Below are 17,393 nucleotides of genomic sequence, written 5' to 3' on the forward strand. Positions count from 1 at the left end.
TCTCACCTAACTTAAGTTTTTTACGCTGCAGGAAAATCCCTGCCATAGTTGTTAATGCCAGAAGAAAAGAGAACCTTACCCCCATCATCGCCAGTGGTCGGCCCCACCATTGACCTGCCGGGTTCTATAAATATTTCAAGATTGTGCACAAAAGAGAGTTCTTTTTCTATAGTTCTGTTGATAACCTCTCCAATTTCTTTCACTGAGGGAATATCTTTTAGGTGTTTTACTGGCATACCACCGCCCAGGTTGATCATCCGCACATTAATTCCCTCAGCCCTCAGTCTTTTGAATACCTCTGCCGCTTCTTTAATGGCACTTTCCCAGCTAGCTACATTGTAATTCTGGGAACCCACATGAAAGCTAACACCATAGGCATCTAACCCAAGATTGTCAGCATAGCGGAGAATAGAAATCACATGCTCCACATCGGTCCCGAATTTCTTTGAAAGGGGCCAGTCGCTATCACTGCCGGTGGTCATTATTCTTCCGTAAACTTTGCTACCTGGGGCGTGGGCAGCTATTTTTTCGATTTCCATTTCGGAATCCGCAGCAAAATATTTGACACCTACTGCGTATGCGTATTTTATATCTTCTATCTTTTTTATGGTGTTTCCAAAACTCAATCTATCGGCTGTAACTCCAAGCGAAAGAAGCCTGTCGATCTCACCTCGAGATGCCACATCGAAACTACTTCCCAGATCATTTAGCAGAGAAATTATACGTGAATGTGAATTTGCCTTAACAGCATAGAATATCCGAACATTGTTGATATGGTTCATGATGTCGAAATAGTTGTTTTTTACATATGATAGATCCATTAAAAGAAAGGGGGTTTCGAGATTTCTCGCCAAAGTTCTGACCAAAGGTGTAACCTGCATAAGCAGCCCTCCCTAAAAAAGTCGAGTAATTCTAACATTTATAGAATTAAGAAATTTAGAATGGGGGCTTTCATTTGCCGTGCAATTAGATTAAGTGTGTATTACGCTGTCAATAGAATCAATAGAATACGACCAATGGTTTTTTCGTAAGTGGATTTTCAATGATCGAAGACCTGGCTTCATACACTTCTTCTATTAAAGACTCGCTTAATACCTCTTCCGCATTACCGATGGCAAGGATACGCCCGTCCTTCAAGAAAGCCAGGCGATCTGAAATATTTACAGCCTGATTTACGTCATGAGCGATGTTGATGGCGGTAATACCTTCCTCTTTTATCATGGTTTTCACGAGTTCCATGAGCTTTTGAGAATGACCGGGATCAAGGTGAGAAGTAAATTCATCGAGAAGCATCAGCTTCCCTTTTTGAGCAATTGCCTTTGCTATTATAACGCGTTGTCGTTCACCGCCGCTGAGAGTTCTGAAGAGCCTGTCTTTAAAATCCAGTATATCAGCTTTATCCATGGATTCCCTGACTATCCTGTAATCTTCTATCCCAAATCCCTTAAAGTTTGCGATGTGAGGATTTCTCCCAAAGAACACAATGGTTTCGCATTTCAAATCAAAGGCTGGTGAAAACTCCTGTGGAATATAGGAAACCAACTTTGCCAGCTCTTTAATGGAATAACCTGATATTTCTCTGCCATATAACCTTGCACTACCTTTGTAGTTGTGCAATATGCCGCTGATCACCTTTAGCAGGGTGGTCTTTCCGCTACCGTTGGGGCCAAGCACGCTCAGGATCTCTCCTTCATATAACGAGAGGTTCACTCCATTGAGCGCATTGATTTCGCCGTAACTGTACTTCAAGTCCTTTATTTTGAGCGCTTCAACCATTTGATATCCCGGCCTTCCTTTTCAAAAGATATATGAAAAATGGTGCTCCGACAAGAGCAGTTACAGCACCTATGGGAAGTTCAGTAGGCTGGAAAAGAGTTCTTGAGAGGGTGTCACAGGCAGTTAAAAAAATACCGCCTATTAAAAGAGTGGAAATCAAGTTCAATTTGCTATCTGTGCCAAAGAGCAATCTGGTTATGTGGGGAATTATCAGCCCTACAAATCCTATCAAACCGGCCGTTGAAACGCATAGCGCAGATACAAAAGCCACGTTGAAGAACACAATGGTTTTTACCCTTTCGGGATAAACACCAACAGTAACGGCATGTTCCTCACCTGCCGCGAGAATGAGCATCTTACGTCTGAAAAGCAAGTATATCACGCTTTCTATGGAAAGGGCTATGAGCATTTTGTAAAAGTCACTCCAGCTGACTCCAGACATTGAGCCGAGGGACCAGAAGTGAAGACTTATTATGTTTCGCCAGGTAAAAACAACGAGAAATGTCACAGCGGCGTTGAAAAGGAATGAAATGATGACCCCGCTCAATATGAGCGAGGTCACCGATATCCTTCCGCCTTTTCGAGATATGAAATAAGCGGTAAAAGCAGAGATCAAGGCAAACACAAAGGCGAGAAAGTCCATGTTGATGCTTAATCCAAAATATTCTTTTATCACCAGAGATAGCACTGCGCCAAATGAAGCGCCCGCCGAAATCCCAACGATATAAGGATCTGCCAGGGGATTTTTCAGCGTAAGTTGAAGACTATCACCGGCAATAGCCAATACCGCTCCTATGAGAAAGGCAACCAAGACTCTTGGAAGCCTTAGCTGATTGTACAGAGTGGCACGCACGCCAGTTACATCACCTTTTATTATGTTGACTATCTCCATGATGTCGAATCTAACCGTTCCATATGACGAAAGTAAAAGCAAGAGATAAAATGTCCCGAAGAGGATGCTCAGAAAAATCAGAATCTTGTTGAACTTAGCGGCCATCTTTTTCTGCTCCATAGAATAAATTGTACAGCTTCTCGATTATTTTGATAAGATCGGGATTTGCATAGGCAAATAAATTTCCGTCAATAGCATACACCTTGCCCTCTTTAACAGCTGGAAGGCCTTTAAAGGGGGCGTAATTCATAATTTTGTTTACAGCCTCGGTATCTCCTCCCGGATAATAGTATGGTACAAGGATGATCTCAGGTTGAGTTTTGAGCACGAATTCAGGACTTACGGGAAACCAGCCATTGTTGCCCGTGTAGGGGGCTGCTACGTTGACGCCACCTGCATAGGAGATAGCTTGATTGAGAAATGAACCCGTTCCACAGGTCCAGATTTCTTTTATATCACTGGTTACCATAGCATAAAAAACCTTGGGCTTCTTGTCTTGAGGTATGCTAAAGGTTTTTTTGGCGATATCGAGCACTTTGTTCCTGAATTCATAGGCGAGTTTGCCACCTCTTTTTTCTTCTCCAAAGATCGCAGCGATCAAGGAAATGTCGCGAAATACCTCTTCAAAAGTGTTGGGATTGATCACCACCGCTTTGATACCAAACTGTTCAAGTTTTGGAATTTCAGGCTCTTGAAACCCGCCGGTAAGGAATACTATGTCCGGGTTTAGAGAAAGGATTTTCTCAATGTTCAGAGGAATCAAATTACCAATTTTTTCGACCTCATGGGAAGAAGCAAAACTGTCCCAATTAGTAACTCCTACAATTTTGCCTTCCAGTCCAAGATAAACAAGGAAACCCGTGACCGCGGGGGCTGCGACAATTACCCTTTCAGGTTGCTTTTCAATCTCGATATACCTGCCAAGATCGTCGATTATGCTCATGGCAGATAAAGCAACACCTATCATTAAAAAAGCCAGGAAAAGAAGTTTTCTCATAACCACACCTCCAAGAAACGAAATTCCACCATTCCCCTGACCCGGGGGAATGGTGCTATCTAAACATCAGGCAGGTCTCCTGACTTGTGGATCGTCCTACTTTCCGCGCCTTCCCGGCAGAACCAGTGGCATTGTGCGGATTTCGTCCCCACTCACAGTGGCGGGACCGTACCGGATTTTCACCGGTTTCCCTTAACCTGATGTTGTGATCGGGTAATCACCTTCTGGAAAAATAGCCATCAAGATCTCTAAGTGAGATCAGCATTGATATTGGCCTACCATGGGGACAGGCAATGAGATTTTCCGATTTGAGATCATCGACTAACTTTCTTGCTTCCTCTATTGTTAGCCTATCCCCGGTTTTTATAGCTGCTTTGCATGCAATGGATGCCAAAAGGTTGTCAAACAATCTTTCAGGTTCTTCCAGCTTTGTCAACCTGAGTTCATCCAATATGTCCATAAAGACCTTTTTCGCCTCGCTCTGGGGTACCAGAGAGGGGATTGCTTCAAGAATTATTCTATCATTCTTTGACTTCCAGTGGAAGCCTAAGTTGATTAGTTTCTCACTGTTGTCACTGAGCAATCTGTATCTAAGTTCATCGAGTGCCAATTCTACTGGATTGAGAAGTTGTTGGGCTTTGATTTTTTTGTTACGCTTCAGTTTTTCGAAAAGCAATCTCTCATGGGCAGCGTGTTGATCGATAACCAGCAACCCTTCAGGGTTTTCCACAAGAATATACCTTTCACCAAAAACACCAATAAACTTTGGTTCACCGATCTTTTCAGGTTTTTCAGTCTGAAATGTTCTAAAATGTTGCCTTTCTATCTCCATAGGAAATGAATAATTGGGATTGTTCTTTCTGGAAGTTCCATGAGATGTGGCTAAAGGCTTGTATTTAAAGGTTTTTTCAGCTGTTTTTTCTCGATGGTCTGCTTGTTTTTTATATCTTTCTGTCTCAGCATAAGAAGGTTCGGAGATTGGTTTGATTTTGAAAGTACCTCGTTCGTGGATGGCACTTCGCACCGCTCTCTTGACAGCTTCGAGTATCCGGGAAGTCTGTGAAAACTTCACCTCGAGTTTTTGGGGATGAATATTTACGTCAACGGATCCCGGTTCGATGGTGATGAACACCACCGCAAAGGGAAACCTTCCCTTCTCGAGCGTTTCACCATAACCTCTTTCAAGAGCATAATTGAGTTCAAATTGCTTCACATAGCGGTTATTCACAAAGATCATTTCACCAAAACGGTTCAGGCGAGTCTTTTCTGGCATAGTTACAAATCCGCTGATAGCAATGCCTGAACTGTTATCAGAGTAAGAGATTTCTATCAGGTCATCAACATTGAGCTCCGGGAAAACCAGTCGAATTCTGTCTTTCAGCGACTGGGTTTCGGATACGTTATACACAGTCTTCCCATCTTTAATATAGGAAAAAGAAATCCCCGGATTTGAGAGTATGAATCTTTGAACAATTTCTGTAACCATTCTTCCTTCCACTGCTACCGATTTAAGGAATTTTCTTCTTGCAGGTGTGTTGAAAAGTAAGTCAAATACTTCCACAACCGTTCCAGCATTTCCCGAGTAAGGCTCTTCAGAAACAAGTTGTCCTCCCGTAAGCTTTAACTTCAATCCAGCTTCATCACTATGCTGTTTTGAAGTTATTACCATTCTTGAAACGCTCGCTATTGTGGATAGAGCCTCGCCTCTAAAACCATAACTGACCAACCTATGAAGATCTTCTATGGAACTGATTTTACTTGTAGTGTGGGGCTTGATGGCCTCTTTTAGGTCCAAAGGTGACATACCTTCACCAGTATCAGCTACTCTAATGAACTCTTTACCGCCTGCTTCAATTTCTATTTCAATTCTTTTGGCATGAGCATCTATTGAGTTTTCAACCAGTTCTTTGACCACTGAAAAACAACCAGTGACCACTTCACCAGCGGCAATTCTTAAGACAACGTCTTTTGGAAGCTCTTTAACCCTCATAGTCATTCACCACCCAGTTGCTTTCTTAATTCAAAAAAGAGAACAGCAGCACTGGCTGAAACGTTTAAAGAATCCACCCCGTGTTCCATGGGTATGGAAACAATGTAATCGGCATTTCTCTTGACTAGCTTTCTTATACCCTCGCCTTCATTTCCAAGAATGATGGCTGATTTCTTTGAAAAATTCGTTTGGTAATACGGGATTCCTTCCATTGAAGCCGCATAGATCCAAAAGTCAGTCTTTTTTAAGTGCTCGATTGCTCTGACCAAGTTAGTTACTATGGATATCGGCATTCTAAACGCCAATCCTGTGGAAACTTTCACCACCGCTGGCGTGACTTTTGTAGAAGACTTTTCAGTAATAACTAACCCTTTTATACCCGCTGCAACGGCGGTTCGAATAATCGCGCCAAGATTGTGAGGATCTTGCACCATATCAAGAAGGGCAATGGTGAAAGAAGGTTTCTGCTTTGCCGACTCGACCAATTTTTCAAAATCGGTGTAAGGAAATTCCTTTAAATCTATAACAACCCCCTGGTGCTTTTTTTCACGGCTGAGATTGTAAAGCTTTTCAGGTGTGACATACTCCACCCTATAGCCCTTTTTTTTACAACGCTTTTTTAGCAATTCCAGTTCATGTGCGGTGTTTTTCTGATCGGAAAACAAAACGCGCTTTATCTTCAAATCACCCACAGGTAACTTGAGTATCTCTTTTAAGACATTCCTACCGTGCAAGTACATCTGCAACCACCTTAGACAGGATTTCCTCTAAGTGTACAAAATCCCCTTTGATGTAAAGGTAACCGACAAGAGCTTCAAGGGCAGTGGCCCTACGGTATTCGATGTCATTGCCACGTCTTTTAGCACCCCTGGAATTGAAACCTCTGTTGACTACCTTTTTGTCTTCTTCAGTTAGTAATTCTTCTATTTCAACAAGGGCTTGGCTCTGACCGCTTGCATTTACCAGTTTTACTAAAAGTTCGTGCTGATATCCAGTTCGCCGTTTGGCTTCACTTAATGTCTTGAGCCTAAAAAAAAGCTCATATACTGCGTCACCGATGTACGAAAGGGTATCAACAGATAGTGAATTGACATCTTTGTCTGCTGTCAACAGCCTTGACAGAGCTTCAAGCTCGTACATATTTTTCAAGGGAATTGACCACTTTTTCAATGTTGTTTACCTCTTTTCCGCCAGCCTGAGCAAAATCTGGGCGGCCACCGCCTCCACCTCCAAGGGCCTTTGCTATGTTTTTCGCGATATGGCCGGCGTTAAAATGCTTTGTTAGTTCCTGTGATACCTTAACAACAAAGATCACTTTATCTCCTTGCTTGTTGAAAATAATGACAACTCCCTGACCGAGCCTTTGCATTAACACATCTGCAGTATTTCTAACAAGTTCCGCAGGAGCGTCCTCTACAATTCTCACAAGGAATTTCACATCGTCTATACTGAATTCATGGTCATTAGCACTTGTTTTGCCGGAGAGCAACTTTTCTTTCAATTTCTTTATTTCTTTATCTTTTCCCTTAAGCTCCTGAAGGAGAGAAAGAGTTTTTTCGAGTATCTGCTCTTCCTGTACCTGTAAAACATCTTTGAGATCACTGGCCAATGCTGTAAGTTTCCTGAGATATTTCAAGCTCTCTTTGCCTGTTATGGCTTCAATCCTGCGTACACCCGCAGAAACCGAAGATTCTGAAATGATCTTGAAAAGCCCTATTTCTCCGGTATTTTCAACATGAGTCCCGGCACATAATTCCCTGCTGAAATCAGAGATGCTTACCACTCTAACTTTATCGCCATATTTCTCTTCGAAAAGAGCGATAACATCTTCGGACTTTGCTTCTTCAAGATCTTTTTCCTCCACTGTTACCGGAAGGGCAGAAAGAACAATTTCATTGACTGTCTCTTCGATTGCCATTATTTCTTCGGGTTTTAACTGGGAAAAATGGGAAAAATCGAATCTCAAGCGTTCAGGTCCCACAAGAGAACCTGATTGTTTAACATGCTCTCCCAATATTTTTCTCAACGCGGCATGCAGAAGATGGGTGGCTGTATGGTTTCTCGCAGTTGCCTTTCGTTTTTCGATATCCACCTTTAGTAGAGCAAGTTCACCTTTGTTTAATAATCCATCGATAACTTTGATTTTATGAAGGACTATATCTTGATGGGGAATATAAACATGAAGCACTTCGGCAACCCCGGATGGTGTTTCCAATATACCTGTATCAGAAACCTGACCGCCCTTTTCAGCGTAGAAAACTGTTTTGTCGAATATCACTTCACCCTCTTCACCTTTGGATAGCTGGTGAACCTGAACGCCTTTCTTTATGATTGTTTTTATTTCGGACCGGGTTTCCAGCATTTCATATCCAAGAAACTCAGTTCCTCCCAACTCCTCGTGCAATGTTTTTATCAGAGTTGAGACATCATCATATTCTTTGTTCCCGGTAGCGGCTCTTGCACGTTCTTTTTGCTCTTGCATCAGCTTCAAAAATCCTTCTTTGTCAAGATGTATATCGCTGCCATTCAATATTTCTTCCACTAACTCCACGTGAAACCCGTAAGTGTCGTGCAACATGAAAAGATCCTTCCCATTTAACTTTCCTTTTGCGTCTATCATCTGCCACAGGCGCTTGGTACCTCGTTCAAGATTATCCAGGAACCTCTCTTCTTCTTTGATGGTAATTTGTTCAATGAGTTCCTTTTTGGCTTTGAGTTCAGGGTAAATAGATCCCATTTTTTTTATCAGCGGATCGATGAGTTTATGAAGGAAAGGCCGTTTGTTGCCCAGCAAGGAAGCATGCCTGTCGGCGCGTCTCAGGAGTCTTCTCAGCACGTACCCCCTTCCTTCATTTGAGGGCAATATGCCATCTGCGATCATGAAAGCTATCGCGCGTGCGTGATCGGCTATAACACGTATCGATATATCTTGTTCCGGATTGCTTTTGTATTTCACTGAAAAAATACTTTCAATTTTTTCGATAACAGGCTGGAATAAGTCTGTGTCAAATGTGGTTTCAACCCCTTGCATTATCGCTGTGAGCCTTTCCAATCCCAAACCTGTGTCTATGTTTTTCCGTTGTAGAGGAGTTAAGTTTCCTCTGTCATCCTGATTATATTCTGTGAAAACAAGATTCCAAAATTCCAGAAATCTCCCACAATCACAAGCAGGGCTACAATTATCAATATTCGGGCAATTTTCTGTACGTCCGGTATCAATGAAAATTTCTGTATCAGGTCCACATGGTCCTGTTGGTCCTGCTGGTCCCCACCAATTATCTTCTTTGCCGAGTCTTACAATTTTACCTTCAGGAACTCCTATTTCGTTCTTCCAGATTTCATAAGCCTCGTCATCTTCTTTATACACTGAAACCCATAGTTTTTCCTCGGGAATCTTCAGTACCTCGGTTACGTATTCCCATGCCCAGATTATGGCTTCTTTCTTGAAATAATCTCCAAAAGAGAAGTTGCCGAGCATTTCAAAAAAGGTTTGATGTCTTGGGGTTTTGCCAACGTTGTCTATATCCACCGTTCTTATACATTTTTGACAGGTTGCAATTCTGGGATATGTCGGTTCGATTTTTCCCCAAAATATCGGTTTAAAAGGCACCATTCCAGCAACGGTGAACATGAGCTGTGGATCATTGGGAATTAGCGATGCACTTGACAGGATAGTGTGGCCTTTTGATTTGAAAAAGTCTAGAAAACTCTGCCTTATCTCTTCTGAAGTCATGAATTTCACCGTAAGCCCTCCTCAGATGTTCAACTGTTCAATAAAATCATAAGTATGTAAAATATCGGCGTAACAAAAAGCAAACCATCTATTCGATCCAGCATCCCGCCGTGGCCGGGTAAAATATTGCCAGAATCTTTTACATTGTGAAACCTTTTGAAGGCTGACTCTGCAATATCGCCCACAGTTCCAAAAACGGCTACTGCCATGGGAAGAAGGAGTATCTCACCAACACCGATTAAATTGAAGCTCGGATTAAGTAGATTCACAGTTAATCCATACAACCAGATGAAAAAAACGGTGAAAAGGTATCCACCAATAGCTCCTTCAAGACTCTTCTTGGGACTATATGAAGGTGATATCCTGATTTTACCGAACCTGATGCCAGTAAAATACGCTCCCGCATCGAAAACCCACACAGAAAGAAGATTCAACAGCGCTATAAAGGGTCCAAAATGTATGTACAGCGGGAAGAAGAAAGAAAGGCACAATGAAACATAAATCAGAGGTAAAGTGCCATTCACGGCAAATAACTTGGCCTTCCTTGTATCGTTTATGGTTAGAATGGTCAATGTAACTATAGTAATAAATGACAAACTAAAAAGAAGCTCGGGTCGCCGCTTTGTATCACCAAAAAGGTTGAGTTTATCCAGTAACAACCCATAAAGCACGGTATTTAAAGTCGTAATGCCAACATATGCCAGCCGTAAGACCGTGTGCTTGAATTCTCTGAGACTGAAATTCACATATTCAAAGCTTGCGAACATAGTAACCGTTGCAACCAATCCTATGAGCGAATAATAATTGACAAAGCACAGAACTACAAAAGGGGCTACCAAAAAAGCGGTAACCAGCCTTATACCAACTTCTTTATTCTTCATTGTCTATCACAGCCCCATATCTACGTTTTCTTTTCGAATATTCTTCAAGAGCCTTTGTAAGTTCATCTTTTGAAAAGTCAGGCCAAAGAGTATCAGTAAAATAAAGCTCACTATAAGAACTTTGCCACAAGAGAAAATTGCTCAGTCTCTTTTCGCCAGAGGTTCTGACTATGAGATCCGGGTCTGGCAAATCAGGCAAGTACAAATATCTTCGGATTATTGCATCATCTATGTGCTCTAGTTTGTCATTTAATATTTTTTTAACGGCATCGACTATTTCAGCTCTTCCACCATAATTCAATGCTATTATCAGATTTAGCCTGTTACACTCTGCAGTTTCATCTTCCATGAATTTACAAAAATTCCTTGTTTCTTCAACCAATTCGTTAACTCTACCCATAAATCTGATCCTGATAGATTCTTCCAGAAGCAGGTTTAGTCTATCTTTTAGATAATCAACCATTAACTGAAAAAGAAACCTGACTTCTTCCTTCGGGCGTTTCCAATTTTCCGTGGAAAAAGCATAAAGAGTCAGATATTTTAGCCCCAAATTAGCACACCATCTGGTAACATTTTCAGCGATTTTGGCACCAGCTTTATGACCTTCAACGCGGTTTAAGCCACGTTGCTGTGCCCATCGGCCGTTTCCGTCCATGATTATGGCCAGATGTTCTGGAAGCTTGATGCTCATTTCAGAACTCCATTATCTCTTTCTTTTTCTTCTCAAGCTGATTATCCATCTCTTCAACATATTTGTTGGTGAGTTTTTGTATTTCCTCTTCAAAACGTTTCAAATCGTCCTCGGTCATGTCTCCATCTTTTTGGAGTTCTTTTGCTTCTTTGATGAAATCGCGCCGGATATTCCTGATGGCAACTTTCCCTTTTTCGGTGATTTCTTTTGCCAGCTTTACCCACTTTTCTCGCTGTTCGGTGGTAGGGACGGGGAAATTCAACCTGATTACGTTCCCGTCGTTGAGGGGCGTAAGGCCAAGATTGGAAGCGAGTATAGCCTTTTCAATGATTGGAAGCATGTTTTTTTCCCAGGGTTTGATGATTAAAGAGCGGTCTTCAGAGACGTTTATCGTCGCAAGTTGATTTACAGGTGTAGGAACACCGTAGTAGTCAACTTTTATTTCTTCAAGCAGCGAGGGAGAAGGCCTGCCTGTTCTCATATGGCTGAATTCTTCTGCTATTTTCTCAACACTTTTTTCCATTTTGCTTTCGGCTTCTTTTAGCATGGTGTTTTTCATTTTTAATCCTCCTTTGTACCTAATCTTGGGTTCTTTGAGTTCATTAATATATTAGCATTCTTTTTTATCTGTTCTCTCAGGCTTTTTTGTTGCACATTCTAGTGCAAATTATATCATAGCAAACTCTGGGTTTTAACCGATGAAGGATCAGATATGGTAGCGATCATTTCAGCTTCTTTTACAGAAGATCAATTCGTTGGTTGAATTGAAATAGACGATCTGGTAAAATCTTTATCGAGCTTTAATTTGACAGGAGGTATAAACATGTTTCCGTTTTTAGGATTTGTAACCTATGCTCCGGTAACATCGGAACCAGCTCCCGCAGCTCCCACTTCTGGTGTAGGTGGGCTTTCGGGAATATTTGTCTGGCTTATAATAATGGTAGCACTCTTTTACTTTATGATTATTATGCCCCAGAGAAGAAGGGAAAAACAATTTAAACAGATGATGTCGCAGTTGAAAGTCGGCGACAGGATTGTCACCGCTGGTGGAATTCTGGGCAAAGTCGTTACAATTAAGGACAATACCGTAAGGGTAAAAACTGGCAACGGATCGGAAATCGATGTTACACGCCGTTCCATAACAGCTATCATTGGAAAAGGTGAAAACCCCAATGAGGTTAATGTAGAGAAAAAATAGTGTTCTAACAATAAATCTTGAAAGGGGGTGCTCTGTCCGTTACTTGCGGGCATAAGTCATGAGAGCAAACCAGAAAAGGCTTATAATTAGCGTTATCGTTCTAATTCTCGCTTTGTTGCCTCTTCTCATTCCACATGGAGGAGCAGAAGGTGGTACTTTCCTATCTAAAATCGCGGCAAACATAAGATTGGGTCTTGATATCAAGGGTGGTGCGTTGCTTGAATACCAAATGGTAACCCAAGCCCCAAAAGAGGAGCTCAATTCTCTTGCGGATAGAGTCGTCGAAGTGCTAAGACGAAGGCTTGATGCTGCCGGTTTCACTGAAGCGACAGTTGAGAAAGTAACTGCAAAAATTGAGTATGGCCAGGATATACCTCCGGTAAGGGTAAGAGTCGAAATTCCCGGAATTACGGACATAGAAAAAGCTGAACGTTTGATAGGTAGTACTGGTAAACTCTATTTTGCGGATGTTTTAGATATTGAAACTGGAGAAGCTACACCGCAGATCCCTTCAGACCTTCTTTTTGAAGTCAGCAAAAGGAAACTTCAAGGAGCAGAACCCTACTGGCTTCGGGATATTCATTTTGGAAAACTTGAAAACGGTGTCAGAAATCAGACGTGGTTTCTTATCAGTCCCAAAGTGCTGGTAGGAACCCAGTTTATGGAGCTTAACGGTAGCTCTGTCACTGATGCCCAGCCTGGCGTGAATCCAAAGCCGAGACCGGGACAGGGAAAATTCATGGTAACACTTAAATTTAACAGTGAGGGTGCGAATGCTTTCTACAAAATAACAGCCGAAAAGGCCAGTTACACTTCTGGTGATGTTAAAAACAGACTGGCAATAGTTCTTGACGACAGGGTAATTATCGCTCCCGGTGTTGACGAACCAATTTCTGGGGGTAGTGCAGTCATAACTGGTCTTCAGACGATCGATGAAGCAAAGGAAGTTGCCATACTCGTAGGCAGTGGTAATCTGCCAGTTGAATTGGCATCTTTCAATAAACAGATACTTTCACCCACATTAGGTAGAGACATTATCATGGCTGCTCTTTGGGCCGGTATCGCCGGTCTTATCGTAGTCATGATCTATATGGTGATCTTCTATGGGATCATGGGGCTTGTTGCTGATATCGCTTTGGTTTACAACAGTCTTTTGCTTTTTGGATTGCTTTCAGCTACTGGTTCAATTTTAACCCTGCCTGGTATCGCAGGTATAATCCTCACCATAGGAACCACTGTTGACGGCAACGTGCTCATATACGAGAGGATAAAGGAAGAGCTCAGGCTTGGGAAGACACCTGAAAATGCTATTGACAGTGCTTTCAGAAAAGTTTTCTGGACCATATTCGATGCCAACCTCACGACGATAATTGCCGGTCTCGTCCTTCTTTACTTTGGTACGGGTACGGTTAAAGGTTTTGCCATAACGTTGATACTTGGTGTAATAGGCGCCATGTTTACCAATTTGGTGGTCTCAAGAACCATGCTCACCGGGATGTCTGGAAGTATAAAACCCGCAAGATATGTTAAAGAGACCCGCACCGGAGGAGGCGAGGCAAGATGAGGTTTAACGTAGATTTTGTAGGTAAACGACGTGCTTTTGTATTTTTATCTGTTTTGCTTATCCTCATTTCGATCGTACTCTTCTTTGTAAAGGGGTTTAACCTCGGAATCGACTTCACTGGAGGTACAGAAGTCAGTGTACTCGTTCCGGACCTAAATTTCAGTGTGGCAGACATGAGAACGGAACTCTCCGCTGAGGATCCCATTTTTGGCTCGGCAAGAATTATAAAGCAGAAACCCCTTTCGGCGGAAAGCGGGCAAGAAAAAGCACGCTTTTCAATAGTCGTTAATGTTGAAAGCGATACAGAACTTGCGAATACCATACTCAAAGCATTGGCGGACAAAGGCGTTACTTCTTCTGATATGCTTTCTGTCAATAGAATCTCAGGCTTCGCTGCTCAGGAAATAAAAGGCTATGCCTGGACAGCTGTAATAATTGCCGTTGCGCTTATATTGTTATATATAACGATAAGGTTCCAGTTCTCCTTCGGTGTTGGGGCAATTGTTGCTCTAGTGCATGACTTGCTCATCACACTTGGCTTTTACAGTCTTTTTGGCATGGAGATAAACGCACCGGTAATAGCAGCTTTGCTTACATTACTCGGCTATTCTTTGAATGATACTATCGTTGTCTATGATAGGGTCAGAGAAAACATGAGAAAAATGGGCAGCAAGACCATAGCCGAAATTGTCAACAAGAGTATTAATGATGTTATAGTAAGATCTTTGAATACCTCTTTGACGACATTTTTAGCTGTATTGACACTGTTCATCTTTTCCGGGGAAGTTCTTAGGCCTTTTGCCTTCGGTATTTTAGTCGGCGTTGTAGTCGGAACCTATTCATCACTGTATATTGCCGCCCCGGTGGTTATCGGATGGCTCGAGAGAAAGAAGCGATAAATTCGCAAAGGTACTTGAAAACTTTTAGTTAGTATCGTATAATTGTTCCGGAGTGGGGTCGTAGCGCAGCTGGGAGCGCGTCACAATGGCATTGTGAAGGCCGAGGGTTCGAATCCCTTCGACTCCACCAAAGGGGAACCGAAAGGTTCCCCCTTTTTATGTATTCCATGCGAACAACATTTGCTGTTATTTTGGTAATTTTGACTGTATCGCTTGGTTTAGCTACAATTGAGTATTACTCCTCGGATGGGCTTTCACTGGTGAAAACAGTTGTTCATTTCTTAGATTCTGCGGAAAGCACAGTGTTGTTTGTTGCCTATTCTCTGGATGAACCACTGATAATAGACAAACTCAATGAGCTTGTCGCTAAAGGAGTCCACGTTAAGGGAATTGTCGATGATTCATCGATTTTTCGTGGCTTATCGTTAAAACCCCTTTTCAATTTGAAGTGTGACAGTTCCAAGGCTTTGATACATGCGAAATTTATGATTGTTGATGGGCACAAATCGATTGTTTCTACCGGGAATTTTACTCATAGCGGTCTTTGTGAAGACTCAAATACACTTCTGTATTTTGACTCTGAGGAAATTGCACTCGGATTGACAAAATTCTATGAAGCTATAGAGAAAGGAATGAAAACCCCGGGATTTAGTGAAGGTAAAACTTTTTTCTATCTCACTCCACAAGAAAATGTCGACGAGATTCTTTTGACCAGGATACTATCTGCCGAAAAGAGCATATATTTTATGTTCTATGCGTTTACTGACCCGCGCTTTTTGACAGCTTTCAAGTATATGGCCAGTAAGGGGGTCGAAGTTATGGGAATTGTTGATGATTGGAACATATCGTGTTCGCCACTGCATACATATTTTTCCTCCGGGATAGAGCTTCGCTGGAACAAGGAGAAATGGCTTCTTCATGATAAGACCCTGATAATAGATGATGAGCTCGTCATAACGGGATCGGCCAATCTCACAAAAAGCGCTTGGAGTAAAAATAGAGAATTGGTTGTTATAATTGAGTCGAAGAATATAGCAATGAGATTCATGAGACATTTCAGTCATCTCTGGGAGGTTAGTAAACATGGTAATTAGATTGGGTCTTGCGCAAATTGATATTACAGTCGGTGATATCAACGGCAACGTAGAAAAAGTACTCACATACATTGATATGGCAAAAAAGAATGACGTAGATATTTTGGTATTTCCAGAACTGACAATTACTGGCTATCCCCCTGAAGATCTCTTGCTCAGGCTCGATTTTATAAGGGAAAATCTTAAAGCTCTCGAAAAAGTAGCAGTAGCAACAAAGGGGCTGGAAACGCTGGTTCTTCTGGGTTTTGTAGATTATGATGGTGAGATCTATAACTCCGCAGCCATATTAAAAAATGGAAAAATAGCAGGCAAATACCACAAGATGCACCTGCCAAATTATTCTGTTTTTGATGAGAAGAGGTACTTTGCACCTGGAAACAAGCCTGTGATAATAGAGCATGCTGGTCTTAAAATAGGCGTTAATATCTGTGAAGACCTATGGGTTCCAACTGGTCCTATAAACGATCAATGCATTGCTGGGGCGAATCTCATCGTGAACCTTTCAGCCTCTCCTTTTTGTGTTAATAAATGGCGTTCAAGGCTGAATATGCTTTTGACAAGGGCGATGGAATATTCGGCTATAATAGCCTATTGTAATATAATTGGTGGACAGGATGAACTAGTTTTCGATGGGCGCAGTATGCTTGTTACCCCTGAGGGAAAGCATCATATTGCAAGTGCTTTTGAAGAAGAGCTTTTCGTTGTTGATGTGGATCCTTTTGTATCTACAAGGTATAACCTCTATGAAGGAAAGCGTAAGGGATATTCCAAAGTATCTGAACTTGAAACCGTAAAACTCTCTATTTCAGGAAAGTTGGGCATTAAAAAAACACCGCCAGCAAAGCCCGACGAAAGCCGCTGGGAAGAAGAAGCTTTTAAGGCTTTAGTACTTGGCTTAAAGGACTACGTTAGAAAGAATGGCTTCAAAAAAGTTGCCCTGGGTCTAAGTGGAGGTATGGATTCTTCTTTGGTTGCCTGTATAGCCTCAGAAGCGCTTGGCAGTGATAATGTCATAGGTGTTTTAATGCCCTCGGAATTCACTTCGAAAGAAAGCGTTGAAGATGCGACTCTACTGGCAAAAAATCTTGCTATAAACAAACTCACAATTTCTATCAAAGAAGTATATCACTCTTATTTGAATGCACTTGAAACTGTATTCAAAAACACAAAAACAGATGTTACCGAAGAGAATATCCAGGCCAGGATTCGAGGAAATTATCTTATGGCGCTTTCAAATAAATTTGGATGGCTTATTCTAGCAACGGGCAACAAAAGCGAAATAGCCACCGGATACGCAACTCTTTATGGTGATATGGCAGGTGGGATAGCTGTAATAAAAGACGTTTATAAAACGGAAGTTTATGCTTTGGCCAAGTATTTCAATGAGGTTAAGGGAAGAGAGATAATTCCAAAGCGAGTATTTGACAAAGCTCCTTCAGCAGAGTTAAAACCTGATCAACGCGATCAGGATACACTTCCACCTTATGAAATTCTGGACAGTATTCTAAAACTTTACATCGAAGAAGGGCTTTCACAGACCGAAATCGTTGAACATGGATACGGTGAGGAAGTCGTTGGTTTTGTACTGAAATTACTTCAAAGAAATGAATACAAAAGGCGGCAAGGTGCCCCTGGTATAAAGATCTCTCGGCGGGCTTTTGGTAAAGATTGGAGAGTG

The 17,393-nt window shown here is 41.8% G+C and carries 16 protein-coding genes, 1 tRNA gene and 1 riboswitch; of the genes, 6 read left to right on the forward strand and 11 right to left on the reverse strand.

The genetic code is table 11. The features are described 5' to 3' along the window. Nucleotides 1-20: 20 nt before the first annotated feature. The 11 genes from AC3LHT_RS01685 to frr form a co-directional block, all read right to left on the reverse strand. On the reverse strand, nt 21-881 hold the full coding sequence (locus AC3LHT_RS01685) for a type III PLP-dependent enzyme domain-containing protein (RefSeq protein ID WP_488661771.1): 861 nt from the start codon (nt 879-881) through the stop codon (nt 21-23). 118 nt (nt 882-999) lie between these two features. Further along, complete coding sequence (locus AC3LHT_RS01690) at nt 1,000-1,776, reverse strand: ABC transporter ATP-binding protein (protein ID WP_290644476.1); 777 nt, start codon at nt 1,774-1,776, stop codon at nt 1,000-1,002. Then, the gene (locus tag AC3LHT_RS01695; protein WP_488661772.1) at nt 1,769-2,773 is read right to left on the reverse strand and encodes a FecCD family ABC transporter permease; all 1,005 of its coding nucleotides are present in this window, start codon (nt 2,771-2,773) and stop codon (nt 1,769-1,771) included. Before AC3LHT_RS01695 ends, AC3LHT_RS01690 begins: the two co-directional genes overlap by 8 nt. Beyond that, on the reverse strand, nt 2,763-3,665 hold the full coding sequence (locus AC3LHT_RS01700; RefSeq protein WP_290644471.1) for an ABC transporter substrate-binding protein: 903 nt from the start codon (nt 3,663-3,665) through the stop codon (nt 2,763-2,765). Before AC3LHT_RS01700 ends, AC3LHT_RS01695 begins: the two co-directional genes overlap by 11 nt. 52 nt (nt 3,666-3,717) lie before the next feature. Beyond that, nucleotides 3,718-3,881: riboswitch (cobalamin riboswitch) on the reverse strand. A gap of 1 nt (nt 3,882) precedes the next feature. After that, nucleotides 3,883-5,655 carry a DNA mismatch repair endonuclease MutL gene (mutL, locus tag AC3LHT_RS01705; RefSeq protein ID WP_488661773.1) on the reverse strand — a complete coding sequence of 591 codons (1,773 nt, stop codon included), beginning with the start codon at nt 5,653-5,655 and terminating at the stop codon, nt 3,883-3,885. A 2-nt stretch (nt 5,656-5,657) separates the two neighbouring features. Then, nucleotides 5,658-6,395 (reverse strand): 23S rRNA (guanosine(2251)-2'-O)-methyltransferase RlmB, encoded by a 738-nt coding sequence (rlmB, locus tag AC3LHT_RS01710; RefSeq protein WP_488661774.1) that lies wholly within the window; start codon nt 6,393-6,395, stop codon nt 5,658-5,660. Continuing rightward, nucleotides 6,379-6,825, reverse strand: coding sequence for a Mini-ribonuclease 3 (locus AC3LHT_RS01715; protein WP_488661775.1), 447 nt, complete (start codon nt 6,823-6,825; stop codon nt 6,379-6,381). Before AC3LHT_RS01715 ends, rlmB begins: the two co-directional genes overlap by 17 nt. Beyond that, complete coding sequence (alaS, locus tag AC3LHT_RS01720) at nt 6,782-9,397, reverse strand: alanine--tRNA ligase (protein ID WP_488661776.1); 2,616 nt, start codon at nt 9,395-9,397, stop codon at nt 6,782-6,784. Before alaS ends, AC3LHT_RS01715 begins: the two co-directional genes overlap by 44 nt. A gap of 20 nt (nt 9,398-9,417) precedes the next feature. After that, complete coding sequence (locus AC3LHT_RS01725) at nt 9,418-10,269, reverse strand: phosphatidate cytidylyltransferase (RefSeq protein WP_488661777.1); 852 nt, start codon at nt 10,267-10,269, stop codon at nt 9,418-9,420. Further along, nucleotides 10,259-10,960 carry an undecaprenyl pyrophosphate synthase gene (gene uppS, locus AC3LHT_RS01730; RefSeq protein WP_488661778.1) on the reverse strand — a complete coding sequence of 234 codons (702 nt, stop codon included), beginning with the start codon at nt 10,958-10,960 and terminating at the stop codon, nt 10,259-10,261. The genes AC3LHT_RS01725 and uppS overlap by 11 nt, the downstream gene beginning before the upstream one ends. Before the next feature lies 1 nt (nt 10,961). Beyond that, entirely contained in the window at nt 10,962-11,519 is a 558-nt protein-coding gene (frr, locus tag AC3LHT_RS01735) for a ribosome recycling factor (RefSeq protein WP_290644459.1), read from the reverse strand. 264 nt (nt 11,520-11,783) lie between these two features. Between frr and yajC the strand changes: the two genes are divergently transcribed. The 6 genes from yajC to AC3LHT_RS01765 form a co-directional block, all read left to right on the forward strand. Next, nucleotides 11,784-12,158, forward strand: a complete 375-nt coding sequence (yajC, locus tag AC3LHT_RS01740; protein ID WP_290644457.1) for a preprotein translocase subunit YajC — start codon at nt 11,784-11,786, stop codon at nt 12,156-12,158. 58 nt (nt 12,159-12,216) lie between these two features. After that, entirely contained in the window at nt 12,217-13,722 is a 1,506-nt protein-coding gene (gene secD, locus AC3LHT_RS01745; protein ID WP_488661779.1) for a protein translocase subunit SecD, read from the forward strand. Beyond that, nucleotides 13,719-14,621 (forward strand): protein translocase subunit SecF, encoded by a 903-nt coding sequence (gene secF, locus AC3LHT_RS01750; protein ID WP_290644453.1) that lies wholly within the window; start codon nt 13,719-13,721, stop codon nt 14,619-14,621. The genes secD and secF overlap by 4 nt, the downstream gene beginning before the upstream one ends. Before the next feature lie 54 nt (nt 14,622-14,675). Then, a tRNA-Ala gene (locus AC3LHT_RS01755) sits at nt 14,676-14,751 on the forward strand. Nucleotides 14,752-14,881: 130 nt separating this feature from the next. Further along, on the forward strand, nt 14,882-15,715 hold the full coding sequence (locus AC3LHT_RS01760; protein ID WP_290644451.1) for a phospholipase D-like domain-containing protein: 834 nt from the start codon (nt 14,882-14,884) through the stop codon (nt 15,713-15,715). Next, nucleotides 15,705-17,393: NAD+ synthase (locus AC3LHT_RS01765; protein ID WP_488661780.1), on the forward strand; the 1,689-nt coding region annotated here is incomplete at its 3' end. The genes AC3LHT_RS01760 and AC3LHT_RS01765, both read left to right, overlap by 11 nt.

It is taken from the genome of Kosmotoga sp., from assembly GCF_982836095.1.